15 protein-coding genes are annotated in these 16,461 nt (G+C 40.1%); 13 read left to right on the top strand and 2 right to left on the bottom strand.

The genetic code is table 11. The annotated features are described in order from the left end of the window. The first annotated feature begins 16 nt into the window (after positions 1-16). The 9 genes from frr (at position 17) to PCY06_RS02740 (ending at position 9,051) form a co-directional block, all read left to right on the top strand. Positions 17-574, top strand: coding sequence for a ribosome recycling factor (gene frr / locus PCY06_RS02780; protein WP_008809390.1), 558 nt, complete (start codon positions 17-19; stop codon positions 572-574). A gap of 98 nt (positions 575-672) precedes the next feature. After that, positions 673-1,527, top strand: a complete 855-nt coding sequence (cvfB, locus tag PCY06_RS02775) for an RNA-binding virulence regulatory protein CvfB (RefSeq protein WP_061593302.1) — start codon at positions 673-675, stop codon at positions 1,525-1,527. Between the two features lie 164 nt (positions 1,528-1,691). After that, positions 1,692-3,758, top strand: coding sequence for a penicillin-binding protein PBP2B (pbp2b, locus tag PCY06_RS02770; RefSeq protein ID WP_172858956.1), 2,067 nt, complete (start codon positions 1,692-1,694; stop codon positions 3,756-3,758). Between the two features lie 10 nt (positions 3,759-3,768). Beyond that, positions 3,769-4,365: a recombination mediator RecR gene (recR, locus tag PCY06_RS02765; RefSeq protein WP_082307525.1), complete on the top strand. Its 597-nt coding sequence runs from the start codon at positions 3,769-3,771 to the stop codon at positions 4,363-4,365. Between the two features lie 128 nt (positions 4,366-4,493). Beyond that, positions 4,494-5,540 carry a D-alanine--D-alanine ligase gene (locus PCY06_RS02760; protein ID WP_061599376.1) on the top strand — a complete coding sequence of 349 codons (1,047 nt, stop codon included), beginning with the start codon at positions 4,494-4,496 and terminating at the stop codon, positions 5,538-5,540. 75 nt (positions 5,541-5,615) lie between these two features. Next, on the top strand, positions 5,616-6,986 hold the full coding sequence (murF, locus tag PCY06_RS02755) for a UDP-N-acetylmuramoyl-tripeptide--D-alanyl-D-alanine ligase (protein ID WP_125392429.1): 1,371 nt from the start codon (positions 5,616-5,618) through the stop codon (positions 6,984-6,986). Further along, entirely contained in the window at positions 6,976-7,587 is a 612-nt protein-coding gene (locus tag PCY06_RS02750; RefSeq protein ID WP_061593297.1) for an NUDIX hydrolase N-terminal domain-containing protein, read from the top strand. Before murF ends, PCY06_RS02750 begins: the two co-directional genes overlap by 11 nt. Before the next feature lie 56 nt (positions 7,588-7,643). Further along, entirely contained in the window at positions 7,644-8,354 is a 711-nt protein-coding gene (locus PCY06_RS02745; RefSeq protein WP_037622216.1) for a TIGR02206 family membrane protein, read from the top strand. A 1-nt stretch (position 8,355) separates the two neighbouring features. Beyond that, positions 8,356-9,051 carry a TIGR02206 family membrane protein gene (locus tag PCY06_RS02740; protein WP_061596651.1) on the top strand — a complete coding sequence of 232 codons (696 nt, stop codon included), beginning with the start codon at positions 8,356-8,358 and terminating at the stop codon, positions 9,049-9,051. A gap of 79 nt (positions 9,052-9,130) precedes the next feature. On the opposite strand, the gene PCY06_RS02735 is transcribed toward PCY06_RS02740, so the two are convergent. Beyond that, positions 9,131-9,994 carry a metallophosphoesterase gene (locus tag PCY06_RS02735; protein ID WP_082307527.1) on the bottom strand — a complete coding sequence of 288 codons (864 nt, stop codon included), beginning with the start codon at positions 9,992-9,994 and terminating at the stop codon, positions 9,131-9,133. A gap of 294 nt (positions 9,995-10,288) precedes the next feature. Between PCY06_RS02735 and prfB the strand changes: the two genes are divergently transcribed. From prfB to ftsX, 3 genes are all read left to right on the top strand, one after another. Next, positions 10,289-11,384, top strand: a protein-coding gene (prfB, locus tag PCY06_RS02730; protein WP_012130522.1) for a peptide chain release factor 2 whose coding sequence is annotated in 2 segments (ribosomal slippage) — positions 10,289-10,360 and positions 10,362-11,384 — 1,095 coding nt in all. Because the reading frame shifts where the segments join, the coding sequence is not laid out codon by codon here. Between the two features lie 22 nt (positions 11,385-11,406). Further along, entirely contained in the window at positions 11,407-12,099 is a 693-nt protein-coding gene (ftsE, locus tag PCY06_RS02725) for a cell division ATP-binding protein FtsE (protein ID WP_008809379.1), read from the top strand. Continuing rightward, a complete protein-coding gene (ftsX, locus tag PCY06_RS02720; protein WP_020992596.1) occupies positions 12,092-13,018 on the top strand; it encodes a permease-like cell division protein FtsX in 927 nt (308 codons plus the stop codon). Before ftsE ends, ftsX begins: the two co-directional genes overlap by 8 nt. A 41-nt stretch (positions 13,019-13,059) precedes the next feature. Here ftsX and PCY06_RS02715 read toward each other — a convergent pair whose 3' ends face one another. Further along, positions 13,060-13,695: an MBL fold metallo-hydrolase gene (locus PCY06_RS02715; protein ID WP_082307528.1), complete on the bottom strand. Its 636-nt coding sequence runs from the start codon at positions 13,693-13,695 to the stop codon at positions 13,060-13,062. Positions 13,696-13,883: 188 nt separating this feature from the next. Here PCY06_RS02715 and PCY06_RS02710 point away from each other — a divergent pair, with 188 nt between their 5' ends. Then, positions 13,884-16,358, top strand: coding sequence for a bifunctional DnaQ family exonuclease/ATP-dependent helicase (locus tag PCY06_RS02710; RefSeq protein WP_105165130.1), 2,475 nt, complete (start codon positions 13,884-13,886; stop codon positions 16,356-16,358). The last annotated feature ends 103 nt before the right edge of the window (positions 16,359-16,461 follow it).

Here is a 16,461-nt window from a genome sequence, read left to right as displayed (position 1 = left end):
TGGAGATAAAAAACTTATGGCAAATGCAATTGTAGAAAAAGCAAAAGAAAGAATGAGTCATTCGCATCAAAGTTTGGCGCGTGAATTTGGAGCTGTCCGTGCGGGTCGTGCAAACGCAAGTTTGTTAGACCGTATCAGTGTTGAATACTATGGTGTAGAGACTCCGCTCAACCAAATTGCTTCAATTACTATTCCTGAAGCTCGTGTTCTTTTGGTGACACCTTTTGATAAATCTTCTCTTAAAGATATCGAACGTGCTATTAATGCGTCTGATCTTGGTATTACACCAGCTAGTGATGGCTCTGTTATCCGTTTGGTTATTCCTGCTTTGACAGAGGAAACTCGTCGCGACCTGGCTAAAGAAGTGAAAAAAATTGGCGAAAACGCTAAGATTGCGATTCGAAATATCCGTCGTGATGCTATGGATGAAGCTAAGAAGCAAGAAAAAGCAAAAGAAATCACTGAAGACGAATTGAAGACTTTAGAAAAAGATATTCAAAAAGTAACAGATGACGCCGTCAAGCATATTGATGAAATGACTGCGCACAAAGAAAAAGAACTATTAGAAGTTTAAAATTTTATCAAATGAACACTCAGTTGGCACTGCTGACTGAGTTGTTTTAACATAAATATCCTTGCCCTTCAAAAAAAGCAAGGTAGAAGAAGGAATCAATGAATACAAATCTTGCTAATTATATTGTGGGCTTGGTTATAGATGAAAACGATCGTTTTTACTTTGTCCAGAAGGATGGCCAGACCTACGCCCTAGCTAAGGAAGAAGGCGAGCATCAGCTGGGCGAGTCCGTTAAGGGATTTGCCTACACTGATATGAAGCAAAAATTACGCCTGACAACTCTAGATGTAACAGCAACCCAAGAAAGCTTTGGCTGGGGAACAGTGACTGAAGTGCGTAAGGACTTGGGTGTCTTTGTCGATACTGGACTTCCTGATAAGGAAATTGTTGTATCACTGGATATTTTACCTGAGTTGAAGGAACTTTGGCCCAAAAAGGGTGATAAGCTCTATGTACGCCTGAGTGTAGACAAGAAAGACCGAATCTGGGCTAATCTGGCCTATCAGGAAGACTTCCAACGTTTGGCTCGTCCGGCCTATAACAATATGCAAAATCAAAATTGGCCAGCTATTGTCTATCGCCTGAAGCTTTCAGGTACCTTTGTTTACCTTCCGGAGAATAATATGCTGGGTTTTATCCATCCAAGTGAGCGTTATACAGAGCCACGTTTGGGGCAGGTCTTAGATGCGCGGGTCATTGGTTTCCGTGAAGTAGACCGTACTCTTAATCTTTCTCTTAAACCTCGCTCTTTTGAGATGCTGGAAAATGATGCCCAGATGATTCTGACCTACCTAGAAAGCAACGGTGGCTTTATGACTTTGAATGACAAATCCTTACCAGAAGATATCAAAGCCACTTTTGGTATTTCTAAGGGACAGTTCAAAAAAGCTCTGGGTGGTCTGATGAAGGCAGGAAAAATTAAGCAAGATCCGACTGGCACTGAGCTACTTTGAGGAATCATTTAAAACTTATAAAATTGGAAAGAAGCCAAGCGAATTTACCCCTTTTCCAATGATAAGATTCTCCTCCATCAGGAGACATTCCTCTTATAATCTGGGCTTCTTTCCCAGATTATTTTTTATCTTTTTGTGGTAGAATAGAAGAAACTTTTACTAGAATGAGAGAAAATATGTCTAAGAAAGAAAGAAAATTTGATAGCCATTCTATTCCGAGACGCTTAAATCTCCTATTTGGAATGGTGATTATATTATTTGTGACTTTGATTGGCCGTCTGGCTTATATGCAAGTCCTCAACCAAGATTTTTATACTAAAAAATTAGCAACTGCTAGCCAAACAAAGATAAAACTAAGCTCGGTTCGTGGGCAAATTTATGACGCATCTGGGAAGCCTTTGGTTGAAAATGCAACCAAACAAGTTGTTTCCTTTACTCGCAGTAATAAGATGACTGCTGCCGATATCAAAGAGACTGCCAATAAGTTACTTGATTATGTGGATGTGACAGATGTAGACTTAAGAAAGCGCCAGATTGCTGATTATTATCTAGCGGATCCAGAGATTTACCAAGAAGTAGTTGCCAAGCTACCGAAGAAGAAGAAGTTTGACTCAGATGGAAATCGCTTGTCTGAATCAAAGATTTACAACAACGCTGTAGAGAGCGTGGATGTGTCTAGTCTTAACTATAGTGATCAGGAAAAAAAGGCTATTTTTCTCTTTAGTCAGATGAATGAGATTGCTAATTTCGAGACGGGAAATATTCGTACGGACGATTTATCAACAGAACAAGTGGCTCTAATTGCGTCTAGTGGCAAGGAATTAACTGGAATTAGTATTTCAACTGCCTGGGAGCGCAAGGTCTTGGATACTCCCTTGGCTTCTATTATTGGTAGTGTTTCAAGTGAAAAAGCAGGTATTCCCGCTGAGGAAGTAGATGCCTATTTGAAGAAGGGCTATTCTTTGAAAGACCGTGTGGGAACCTCTTATCTTGAAAAAGAATATGAGTCGGTTCTACAAGGAGAACGGGCGATTAAGGAAATCCACCTGGACAAGAACGGGAACATGGAAAGTATTGACACAATTTCTGAAGGAAGCAAGGGAAAAAATCTCAAGCTGACTGTAGAAATGGCTTTTCAAAATGGTGTAGATGAGATTCTAAAAAACGCTTTTGTCGCGGAATTAACAGCAGGGAATGCCACTTATTCTGAAGGAGCCTATGCTGTTGTCATGAACCCGGACACTGGAGCTATTCTTGCTATGGCCGGAGTTAAGCATGATTTGAAATCAGGAAATGTCAGCTCAAACTCTTTGGGAACTGTGACAGATATCGTGGTACCAGGATCAGTAGTTAAGGCGGCCACTTTGACAGCAGGCTGGGCTAATAATGCTATCTCAGGCAATCAGACCTTGACGGACCAACCAATAGTCTTCGGTCAGGACTCATCATCGATTACATCATGGTTTACTAGCTATGGTAATCGCGATATTACAGCTGTGGAAGCCTTGGAGTACTCATCAAATACTTATATGGTGCAAGTTGCCCTCAAGATGATGGGGACACCTTATACTCCGAATATGGGAGTGGATTTGAAGAATTTAGACTCTTCCATGGAAAAACTGAGAGAGACTTTTGCAGAATATGGTTTGGGTGCTAAAACGGGAGTGGACCTTCCAACTGAATCTCAAGGCTATACCCCTAAAGAGTTCACTTTTGCTAACTACTTGACCAATGCTTTTGGTCAGTTTGATAACTACACACCTTTGCAATTAGCTCAGTATGCAGCTACAGTCGCGAATAATGGTAAACGGGTTGCCCCGCATTTAGTTGAAGGTATTTATGCTAACGACAAAAATGGTGGCTTGGGAGACTTGATTGAAAAGAAAGAAACCAAGGTTTTGAATCAAGTAAACATTTCTGAAGAGAATATGAAATTGATCAAGGAAGGTTTCTACCAAGTTGTTCACGGAGGAAGTGGTTTTACGACAGGTAGAACTATTTCTCAAGGTGAGTCAGTTCCAATCAGTGCCAAGACAGGAACGGCTGAAACCTTTGTTAATAATGGTCAGCAGGCTATCAACACTAATGTTGTAGCCTATGCACCAAGTGATAATCCTAAGATCGCAGTGGCGGTTGTTTTCCCACATAATACCAATCTATCATCAACGGTTAGCCACAGCGTTACTCGGGATATTATCAATCTATATAATCAACTACACCCTATGAATTAGAAAGGATGCTATGTTATATCCAACCCCTATCGCTAAGCTCATTGATAGTTTCTCAAAACTGCCTGGTATCGGTATCAAGACAGCTACACGTTTAGCCTTTTACACCATTGGAATGAGTGATGATGATGTCAACGAATTTGCTAAAAATCTTTTGGCAGCTAAGCGTGAACTAAGTTACTGCTCAATTTGTGGTAATCTGACGGATGAAGATCCCTGCGCTATTTGTCGAGACGAATCGCGTGATCAATCTACAATCTTAATTGTTGAGGATAGTAGAGATGTCTCAGCCATGGAAAATATTCAAGAATACCACGGGCTTTATCATGTCCTGCATGGCTTGATTTCACCTATGAACGGTATTGGACCGGATGATATCAATCTTAAAAGCTTGATTATTCGTCTGATGGATAGTGAGGTGACAGAAGTTATTGTTGCGACCAATGCGACAGCAGACGGAGAAGCAACCTCTATGTATATATCAAGAGTCTTGAAACCTGCTGGCATTAAAGTTACTCGACTAGCGCGTGGTTTAGCAGTTGGCTCCGACATTGAGTATGCAGATGAGGTAACCTTGATTCGTGCAATCGAAAATCGGACAGAATTATAAAAATAAGGATTCTTCTATTTTTGAAGAATCTTTTTTCTATTCAAAAAAAATCGGAATTATGATATACTAAAACGGTCTAAAGAGAATCAATCTCAAGTATAAAATCTTTAAAGAATAGGATAGACGAGATGGCAAAGAAAAGTTTAATTTTGTTGTACGGTGGTCGTAGTGCAGAGCGGGAAGTATCAGTCTTGTCGGCAGAAAGTGTTATGCGGGCTATCAATTATGATCTATTTTCTGTAAAAACATACTTCATCACGAAAGAGGGCGACTTTATCAAGACTCAGGAATTTGAAGCAAAGCCAGTAGCTGATGAAAAGCTGATGACCAATGCCACAGTGGACATGTCTCGGAAGATTAAGCCAAGCGATATTTACGAAGATGGAGCAGTGGTCTTTCCAGTCCTGCATGGTCCCATGGGCGAAGATGGCTCGATTCAAGGCTTCCTAGAAGTCCTCAAAATGCCTTATGTCGGCTGTAATATTCTATCTTCTAGCCTGGCCATGGATAAAATCACGACCAAGCGAGTTCTGGAATCAGCAGGTATTGCTCAAGTACCTTATGTAGCGGTGGTTGATGGTGAGGATCTAGAGCAAAAAATCCAGGAAATCGAAGAGAAATTGTCCTATCCAGTCTTTACCAAACCTTCTAATATGGGCTCCAGTGTCGGCATTTCAAAATCTGATAATCAGGAAGAACTGCGTGCTTCTCTGGAACTGGCCTTTAAATACGATAGTCGGGTACTAGTCGAGCAAGGTGTAACAGCTCGTGAGATTGAGGTCGGACTTCTTGGTAACGCTGATGTCAAAAGCAGTCTTCCAGGGGAAGTTGTTAAGGACGTGGCTTTCTATGACTATCAAGCCAAATATATTGACAATAAAATCACCATGGCAATCCCAGCTCAGCTTCCTGAAGGTGTTGTGAATACTATGCGTCAAAATGCCGAGACAGCTTTTCGTGCTATTGGTGGTTTAGGACTATCTCGCTGTGATTTTTTCTACACAGAAGATGGTCAGGTCTTTCTCAACGAGCTCAACACTATGCCAGGTTTTACCCAGTGGTCAATGTATCCACTACTCTGGGAAAATATGGGGTTAGCCTATCCTGACTTGATTGAGAAGTTAGTCAGACTTGCTGAAGAGGCGTTTGCCAAGAGAGAGGCGCATCTTCTCTAAAATATGATATAATAGAGGGGCTGAAAATTTTCGGTCCTTTCTTTTTGCGAGCAAACCGAAAAACGAGGAAGAAGTATGAAATTAGATTTATATGAAATCGCAGAAGTCCTATCTGCGAAAAATGATGTGACTCAGTTTGAAAATGTCGCACTTAGAAATGCTGAGTTTGACAGCCGTTTGATTGAGTCAGGTGACCTTTTTGTGCCCCTCAAGGGAGCACGTGACGGCCATGACTTTATCGCAACAGCCTTTGCTCAGGGAGCTGTTGCCACCCTATCTGAGCGTCCAGTGGCAGAGGGTCCGTATATCTTAGTTGACGATGTCCTAACAGCCTTTCAGCGCTTGGCCCAATATTATCTGGAAAAGATGCAGGTGGACGTGCTGGCAGTGACAGGTTCCAATGGTAAAACGACGACCAAGGACATGCTGGCTCAGCTACTAGCAACCAGCTACAAGACCTATAAGACACAAGGTAATTACAATAACGAAATCGGCCTGCCTTATACGGTTCTTCATATGCCTGAAGATACAGAGAAACTTGTCTTGGAAATGGGGCAGGACCACTTGGGCGATATCCATCTCCTGTCTGAACTGGCCAAACCTAAGACGGCTATTGTAACTCTGGTTGGAGAAGCCCATCTGGAATTCTTCGGCAGTCGAGCTGAGATTGCCCAAGGCAAGATGCAGATTGCGGACGGTCTAAGAGAAAATGGTCTCTTGATTGTTCCAGTTGATAAGATTGTCAATGAATTTCTGCCAGCAGATTGCAAACTGGTTCGCTTTGGTCCTGATGCAGATATCTTCCTGACGCGTCTGGAAGAGCGCAAGGACAGTTTGAGTTTTGAATGCAACTTTTTAGAGCAAAGGATTGACCTGCCTGTGACTGGTAAGTACAATGCAACCAACGCCATGATTGCGGCCTATGCAGCTCTGCAGGAGGGTGTATCTGAGACAGCTATTGCACAGGCTTTTTCTAAGCTGGAGCTGACCCGCAATCGAACAGAATGGAAGAAAGCTGCTAATGGCGCAGATATTTTATCGGATGTCTACAATGCCAATCCAACAGCTATGCGCTTGATTCTTGAGACTTTCTCGATCATTCCGGCTAATCCAGGCGGACGAAAATTGGCAGTGCTGGCGGATATGAAAGAGCTGGGAGCGGACTCTAAGTCTATGCACGGCTCTATGATTACCAGTCTCAATCCAGAAATTGTGACCGACCTTTTCCTCTATGGACAGGACATGGAAGCCCTCTATGACTATGCCAAGGAAATCTACCCGCCAGGAAGAGTCCATTACTTTATCAAAAATGACGAGAAAGACCAGTTTGAACAGCTGACCAAAGCTGTCAGAGAGAAGCTGACTCCTGCCGACCAAATCCTTCTCAAAGGCAGCAATTCCATGAATCTGGCGAAGCTGGTAGAGGACTTGGAAGATGGAAACTAAAGAAGCTGCAAAAATCATTCAACGTCTCCTTTCTATTACAGAGACAGGACTGGCATTTAGTCGTGATGAATTTGATCAAGAGCGTTACTTAGAACTCCGTCAGCTTTTGGGACACCTCCTGGCTGATTGGTCAGATTTGGATGGGAAAGAATTGACAGAGCTGTTGCGCCCAACGGATTTTTACGCCACTCCCTTGATTGATGTCCGAGCTGTACTGGTTCGAGACGGAAAAGTCTGTTTGGTCAAGGGGAAAAATGAGAATACTTGGGCTTTACCTGGCGGCTTTTGTGAAGTCGGCCTATCTCCTAAGGAAAATATCGTCAAGGAAGTCCAAGAAGAAACGGGATTTAATGTTTCAGTTTCTCGTCTGCTTGCAATCTTTGATACTAATAAATTTCAATTTCAGAGTAAGCAATATGCTAAACTGGTCTTTGAGTGTCAGATAGAGGATGGAGATTTTCAGCCTAATGCAGAAATAGAAGAGTTAGCCTTCTTTGATATTCAATCTTTACCAGAATTATCTTCTAAGAGGACTACAAAAGAACAGTTGGAAATCCTTTGGGAGATTTATCAAGGAGACAGAGAACAGTATTTGGATTAGTTGAAAAATTAGTCAAAGACTATTAAATACTTTATTATTAATTTTAAAAATAGGAGATGAGAATGGGAGATTTTTTTACAAGTCAAAAAACAGAACCGCCCGTATTAACACCTCTGGGATTAGTGCTCATGCTACTTGCTTTATTTATTGTGATCTATAGCGCAAGTAGATTTTACAAACAAAAAAGCTTTCAAAGAATTTTTCAAGGACTGCAGATTGTCCAATTGGTTCTTTTGTATGGTTGGTACATGGCTACTCAGGCTCCCTTGACTGAGAGTTTGCCTTTCTACCATTGTCGGATTGCTATGTTTGCAGTCTTGCTCTTGCCAAGGAGAACATCTTATAAACAATACTTTGCCTTATTGGGGGTATTTGGACCGATTTGTGCCTTGCTTCACCCAATTTTTGATCCTTACCCGCTTCCGCATATTACCTTATTTTCTTATTTAGTTGGGCATTTGGCTCTTTTGGGAAACTCTATTGTTTATTTGATGAATGAGTACGACTATAAAATTTTATCCAATCGTCGGATTATTGAAATAACTTTTGGCATGAATGCTGTCATTTTCCTTGTGAATCAGCTAACTGGTGGAGACTATGGATTCCTCAAAAATCCTCCTTTAGTTGGTGACTATGGTATGTTAGGAAATTTCCTCTTAGTATCTACAGTATTAGTTGTAGCTCTGTGTGGTTTTTCCCTTCTTTTTAAACGCTTAAAAGAAGCTCAGGAAAACAGAATATTCCTTTTAAAAGATTGGAGAGAATGAGATGCTTCCATTTTTAACGACAAATCAGACAGCTCCGCCTTTGATCTCGGCTCTTGCCTATGCTTTGATGATTTCTCTTGTCGCCTTATCCATTTATGGTGCAGTAAAATATCACGATAATCCAGGCTTTGTTAAGGCGTTTAAGTGGATTCAGTTTGTTCAGCTTTTGGCTCTTTATGCTTGGTATATCGGTTTCCGTCTTCCTTTGGCCAACAGTCTTCCTCTTTATCATTGTAGACTAGCCATGTTTGCCATGATTTTCTTACCAGATAAATGGAAGATAAAGCAGTATTTTGCTTTACTTGGAGCTAGTGGTGCTATTTTTGCCTTGGGTTACCCTGTATTTGATCCTTATGACTTTCCACATATTACAAGCTTTTCATTTTTGATTGGTCATTATGCACTTTTAGTTAATTCTTTGATTTATCTATTTAATCATTATGATAAACGTTTACTAAAAAAGTCCGAGATTATTGCCTATACCTTGATGTTAAATCTCTTCTTGATAGGGGTCAATCAAATGACAGGAGGAAATTATGGCCTTCTAGCTAGACCTCCTTTTATCAGTGGGGACAACCTCTTGATAAACTATTCTTTGGTCTCTTTTATTCTGATTCTGGCCTTGCTTCTCTTTGACGAATTATTTAAAAGAAATATTTTCAAAAGAAAACTTTTTAGAAGAAAAAGGTCGGCTTAAGAGGGCTTGAAAAGAAGTGGGTTTCTTTAGAATTTAAATATTAAAAGCAGCTCTTCAAGGGCTGCTTTTGTTTAAGTCTTTATGATTTGGTATCAAGAATTGTCAAGGCATCTCGCAGTTCATCTGCCAGGTGTTTTTTCTTATAGTCAAGAAATTCTTCTAAATCTTTAATTGTGTTATAACGCTTGTGAAGACGATACATCTGTGAAATCTTATACTGAGGAAAGTCATTAAAAAAGTTTTGAGTCAGTTTCCATTCACGAACATAGCCCAAAGGACGCATGTGATAGCGAACACCATCAATGACTCGGCTATGGTGACGATGATGAAGATGGCCAAAAACGACATCTTTCACCCCATATTTGACAAAGAGCTGGTGAAAAGCTTGGCTACCTAGGAAGGCGTTGAAGCGTTGGAAATATGGGTGGTCATAAAGAAATTCTTGATGAGGGACAAAATGCAGAGCAATAATAATGGGACCATCCAAAGAAGCAAGTAGTTTTTCTAGCTGGAGGAGGCTATGAGCTGTAAGGCTAGGATCGTCCAGTTCCCGATCTAATCTACGATCAAACCAGAAGTTATTTTTTGTTCTCAGGTGCTCTTCCTTGCTTTTTTCTGGAACAAAGCTGTAATCATACCAGCCAGAAAAGCTAACGAGTTTGGTCTGACCAAACTGTTGGACCTGAAAATCATAGTTAGAAATCTCTTGCTCAGAAAGTCCCAGCATATCGTGGTTGCCGAGATTAAAAGAGGTGGGAAGTTCTTGCATCAAGTCTTCAATAAAGGGCAAACTAATATGGGCTAGATCATTAGATAAATCCCCTGCAATGTGAAGATGGTCAATTCTCTCTTTTTTTAAAACCTCCTTAAGTGTCTCTAGTTCAAAGTGTCCAAACTGATTGGAGTCCAGATGGAGGTCGCTCATAAATCCGATTCTTGTCATGGTTTTAGTCTAGCACAAAATTGTTTACATGAACATATATAAGTTTAATTAGTTTTGCAGAGCTGATTTTAAGGGATATTCAAAGTAGAGTGGTTAAGATATTAGGAAAAGAATAGACCTTTTTCATGTCGTAAAATTTACTTTTCTAACAATTTTGTAACAAGGAGTCCCTTGACTTGCTATTCATTAAAAAGTATCATACACTGGATTCTGGACTTCTTGAATTTTATTTCAAAAAATAGTCAAACGTGTATAAGTATGGTATAATTAAACGATATGTGAAAAGAGGTAGTTATGGATATTTCAGAAATTCGTCAAAAGATTGACGCAAATCGTGAAAAATTAGCTTCTTTCAGGGGGTCTCTTTGACTTAGAAGGTCTGGAAGAAGAAATCGCCATCTTAGAAAATAAGATGACAGAACCTGACTTTTGGGATGATAATATTGCCGCTCAAAAGACATCTCAGGAATTAAATGAACTCAAACAAACCTATGAAAATTTCCACCAGATGACGGATCTTTTTGATGAATCAGAAATTTTGCTTGATTTTCTAGCTGAGGACGATTCGGTTCAAGAGGAGTTAGAGGAAAAGCTGGCAGAACTCGAGAAAATGATGACCAGCTATGAAATGACTTTGCTTTTGTCTGAACCATATGATAATAATAATGCGATTCTCGAGATTCATCCAGGCTCTGGAGGTACAGAGGCTCAGGATTGGGGAGACATGCTGCTCCGTATGTATACACGTTTTGGCAATGCCAAGGGCTTCAAGGTAGAGGTTCTAGACTATCAGGCAGGTGATGAAGCTGGTATTAAATCAGTCACTCTTTCTTTTGAGGGGCCGCATGCCTATGGTCTGCTTAAGTCGGAAATGGGAGTTCACCGTTTAGTTCGAATTTCTCCATTTGACTCAGCTAAACGTCGCCATACGTCCTTTACTTCCGTAGAGGTTATGCCTGAATTGGATGATACCATTGAGGTAGAAATTCGAGAAGACGATATTAAGATGGACACCTTCCGTTCGGGCGGAGCTGGTGGTCAGAACGTCAATAAGGTTTCTACTGGTGTGCGACTGACGCATATTCCTACTGGAATTGTGGTGCAGTCTACCGTTGATCGGACTCAGTATGGAAACCGTGATCGTGCAATGAAGATGCTTCAGGCTAAGCTGTATCAACTTGAACAAGAGAAAAAGGCAGCTGAAGTTGACTCATTAAAGGGCGATAAAAAAGAAATTTCGTGGGGAAGCCAAATTCGCTCTTACGTCTTTACACCTTATACTATGGTTAAAGACCACCGGACCAGTTATGAAGTGGCCCAGGTTGATAAGGTAATGGACGGCGATTTAGATGGCTTCATCGATGCTTATTTAAAATGGCGTCTCAACTAACAGAAGGGAATTTTAGTAATAAATGTCTATTATTGAAATGAGAGATGTTGTCAAAAAATACGACAACGGAACAACAGCCTTGCGAGGTGTGACGGTAAAAGTAGAGCCAGGGGAGTTTGCCTATATTGTAGGACCCTCAGGTGCAGGGAAATCAACTTTTATTCGCTTGCTCTACCGTGAAGTTGCACTTGATAAGGGTGCGTTGACAGTTGCTGGCTTCAATTTGGCTAAGATAAAAAAACGTGACGTACCAATGCTTCGCCGTAAAGTAGGAGTAGTCTTCCAAGACTATAAACTGCTTCCAAAGAAGACAGTATATGAAAATATTGCTTATGCCATGGAAGTAATTGGTGAACGCAGAAGTCACATTAAGAAACGGGTTATGGAAGTATTAGACCTAGTAGGACTTAAGCATAAGGTCCGTTCTTTCCCTAACGAACTTTCTGGGGGAGAGCAACAGCGGATTGCTATCGCTCGTGCAATTGTCAATAACCCTAAGGTTTTGATTGCTGACGAGCCAACTGGGAACTTGGACCCAGATAACTCTTGGGAAATTATGAACTTATTAGAGCGGATTAACCTGCAAGGTACAACAGTTCTAATGGCGACCCACAATAGCCAAATTGTAAATACTTTACGCCATCGCGTCATTGCGATTGAAAATGGCCGTGTGGTACGTGATGAAGCGGAAGGAGAATACGGATACGATGATTAGTAGATTTTTCCGTCATTTGATAGAGTCGCTAAAAAGTTTGAAGCGAAATGGTTGGATGACGGTAGCCGCAATCAGTACGGTAATGATTACTCTTAGTTTGGTTGCTATTTTTGTTTCGGTTATTTTGAATACGACAAAATTAGCCAATGACTTGAAAAACAATGTTCGAGTGATGGTTTATGTTCGTAAAGACATTGAAGACAATAGTATGACGGTTGTTAAAGAAGGTCAGACTGTTGATAATGAAAATTATCATAAAGTCTATGATGCTTTGAAAAAAATTGACCATATTGAAAAAATCACTTTTTCAAGTAAGCAAGAGCAATACGAAAAATTGACAGAGACTATGGGAAGCGATTGGAAAATCTTTGATGGTGACGCAAATCCCCTATATGATGCCTACATCGTTGAGACAACCGATCCAAAATATGTTTCTTCAGTAAAGGAAGAAGCCCAGAAAATCGACGGGGTCTCAGATGTACAAGATGGTGGAGCAAACACCAAGCGGATTTTCTCTTTGGCTGACTTTATTCAGACTTGGGGCTTAATCTTGGCTGGTATGTTGATATTCATTGCTATCTTCTTGATTTCCAATACTATTCGGATTACCATTATTTCTCGGAGTCGGGAGATTCAAATTATGCGATTGGTAGGAGCAAAAAATAGTTATATCCGCGGACCTTTCTTGTTAGAAGGTGCCTGGATTGGTCTACTTGGAGCTGTTATGCCAGCAGCCCTGGTTTATTTTGCATATAACATTGCCTATCGATCAGTCAATAAAGGTTTAGTGGCACAAAATCTCTCAATGATTGCACCTAAATTATTTATTCCAATCATGATTGCCTCTCTCTTTGTTTTGGGAATCATTATTGGCTCAATTGGATCTGTCTTCTCAATGAGACGTTTCTTGAAGATATAAACAAAAGGATTAGCTTAGCTAATCCTTTTCATTCTGTTCGTTTATTTTAAAAATGGATTGAACATTTTTTCATGGGCAATTGTCGTAGCCGGTCCGTGGCCTGGATAGACATCATATTCCTTTGGTAAATGAAGCAATTCTTGTTTGATACCAGTAATCAGCTGGTCAAAATTTCCAGTTGGAAGGTCTGTGCGTCCAATAGATTCTCTAAAGAGGGCATCACCAGAGAGAACGAAATGACCTTCAGGGAAAACAAGTGAGACCCCTCCGATAGAGTGTCCTGGTGTAGGTAGAACATAAAATGTGAAACCATCCAAGTCATATTTTTCATAATAAATAAAGAAATGCTCAGCTGGTTTCAAGACAAGTGTTTCGATATCGTTATGGCGATCGAGCCCTGAAAGATTCAACTCAGGTGTATAGAGCCAGCTGGCTTCGCTTTCAGCTACATAGACTGGAGGATATCCGAATGATTCTCGAACCAAATCTAGGCTCATGATATGGTCATAATGGGTATGGGTTAGTAAAATTGCTGAAATAGGCTTTCCGATTTCAGTGATTTTCTTTTGGATTGCTTGAAAGTTACTACCGGGATCAACTAGGATCAGATGACTATCATTTTCTATATAATAGGTATTTTCGTAAGCTAAAGGATTTAATGTTTTATGTACTTTCATGATTTTTCCTCTCTATCTATGATGAGTGTATCAAAAAAATTAAGTTTTAGCAGAAATGAAGCTCAATAATGGAATATCTATCTCTTGTTAAAGCTAGATTGCCTAATCTAGAAATCATCTAAGTACTCTCTGGCTTTCATTATTCTAGTCTCGCATCTTGACTGCAAACATGGTATAATTTTGATAAGATGAAACGAAAAAATATGAAGTATGCTATTGTCGATTTGGAAGCGACAGGAACAGGTAGCACCGCAAAAATTATTCAAGTAGGAATTGTCATTCTAGAAAATGGAGAGATTAAGCAGACCTATCAAACAGATATTAATCCTCATGAGGCTTTAGAAGAACATATCAAACAGCTAACAGGTTTGTCTGATCAACGCTTGAGCCAGGCGCCTGATTTTTCTCAGGTGGCGCGTGAGATCTATGAACTAATTGAAGATGCAGTTTTTGTAGCCCATAATGTTAAATTCGATGCAAATTTATTAGCAGAATCCCTTTTTTGGGAAGGTTTTGACTTATTGTCTCCTCGTGTCGATACTGTAGAGTTGGCTCAAGTCGTGTTTCCAACTTATGAAAAATATGGGCTATCCAGTCTCTGTGAACTACTAGAAATTCCTTTGGAACAAGCCCATACCGCTATTTCAGATGCTATGGCGACAGCCCTGCTATTTTTAAAAATCCAAGAAAAAATTCAAAGTTTACCCAAGCCCTTACTAGAACGCCTTCTTGTTTTGTCTGATAGCTTGATTTATGAGTCTCGCTTGGTGCTGGAAGACTGTTTTGAGAAGATGCCAGATGGAAGAGCAGATGATTGGTTTGATTGTCACGGCATTTATTTAAGAAAGCAGACTAAGATTGGTAAAGAAAGATGTCTATCTAGTGATTTTGCTAAAAATATTTCTTTGCTTGGACTAGAAGAAAGACCTGAACAGCAAAAGTTTGCTTCTCTCATAGAAGAGGCTATGAAAAACCCTTTGCCTAATTTCTTACAAGCCCAGGCTGGCTTAGGAAAGACCTATGGTTATCTGCTACCTCTTTTGGCACATTGTCAGGAAAAGATCGTAGTCAGTGTACCGACTAAAATTTTGCAGGATCAAATTGCAACTGGAGAAGGAAGAGCGATTGAAGAGGTTTTTCAAGTAGCTTTTCATAGTTTAAAAAGTCCAAAATCCTATATCAAGTTGGATGCTTTTTACCAGAGTTTAGAGCGCTTGGATTATAATCGCTTGCTTAACCGTTGCAAGATGCAGCTTTTAGTTTGGCTTACTGAAACTAAAACAGGAGACTTAGAAGAAATTGGTCAAGCTCATCGTTATCAAGCTTTTTTTGAGGAGATTGGACATGACGGCCAATTGAGCAAAAAATCTTTGTTTTACGGTGTAGATTTTTGGCAGATTGGACAGGAAAAAGCAAGGGAGAGTAGAGTATTATTGACTAATCACGCTTACCTCCTCACTCGTTTAGAAGATGATAAAAGTTTGATTGAAGGACGTATTTTAGTAGTAGATGAAGCTCAGAAGCTCTTTTTGGCTTTAGAAAGCTTTTCTCAGAAAGCTCTCAAGATGAATCAGCTACTGCAGACAATTCAGCAAGAAATTCTTCGTGTGGATTCCCTGCTGGAACAACGTCTACTTGAAAGTCTGCAGTTTGAGTTAGCACAGCTAGTGGAAGTTTTTCATAACGAAAGAGTGAGTGAAGTAAGGGAGAAAACCTTGCTTAAGCTGAGACAGGATCTGTCTGAGCTTCCAGCTCACTATCTTCCGGAATTGCGCGAGATTTTGGATCAAAGGTATGAACAATTTTGGTTGGAAGATGAATATTTCGAACAACATCGAGTAACTAGTCTTCATGCAGCTAGATTATCTTTAATGAATTTTCAGGATTTTCTGCCTGAAAGGGTCCAGCTCTTTTTCATATCTGCAACCTTAGAAATCAGCCGAAAGGTGAATCTAGCTCAGCTACTTGGCTTTCAAGCCTATCAGTTTTATCATTTGCCAGCTAAGAATTATCACCAGCAGAGAATTTGGGTCGATAAAGACTTTCCAGATTTGGCTGATTTGCCACTTCCCCACCATGCCCAATTGATTTTTGAGAGGATTGAAAGTTTATATGATCTAAACCTTCCGATTTTAGTTCTCTTTACTTCTAAGGAGCTCTTGTTGGAAGTATCAGAAAATTTGTCTTTGCAGCATCTAGCTCAGTATAAAAATGGTGATGCTAGTAACATTAAACGTCGTTTTGATCGAGGAGAAGCCCAAATATTACTAGGTACAGGTAGTTTCTGGGAAGGAACGGATTTTTCTAGTCAGGACAAAATGATTCAAATCATTACACGTCTACCTTTTGACAATCCGCAAAATGTTTTCACGCAAAAGATGAATCGACGACTTCGACAAGAAGGGCAGAACCCCTTTTATGATTATAGTTTGCCGGTTGCGATTCTACGTTTGAAACAAGCTTTGGGACGGACGGTTCGCCATCGCAAACAGCAATCTGCTGTTCTTATCTTGGATAATCGTGTCTATACCAAGCGATATAGTCGCCAGATCAGAGGAGTCTTATCTAAGACAGCACCAATTGAGCAGTCTTCTTTTCATCAAATTCGACAAGATATAGGACTTTATTTTAAGAAAAAGATTGTAAAAAAGAAAAACGAGTAACTTGTGTTTGGAGATCAAAGAATATTTAAAAACTTTTAACACTCACTCAACTCAAGTTTCTAAATTTTGCTATAATAGAAACATTGAAAAAAAAGAAGGTTCT

The sequence above is a fragment of the Streptococcus sp. SG1 genome (assembly GCF_030439935.1).
GTDB classification, from domain to species: Bacteria; Bacillota; Bacilli; order Lactobacillales; family Streptococcaceae; genus Streptococcus; species Streptococcus gordonii.
This window is presented reverse-complemented; position numbering and strand designations above follow the sequence as displayed.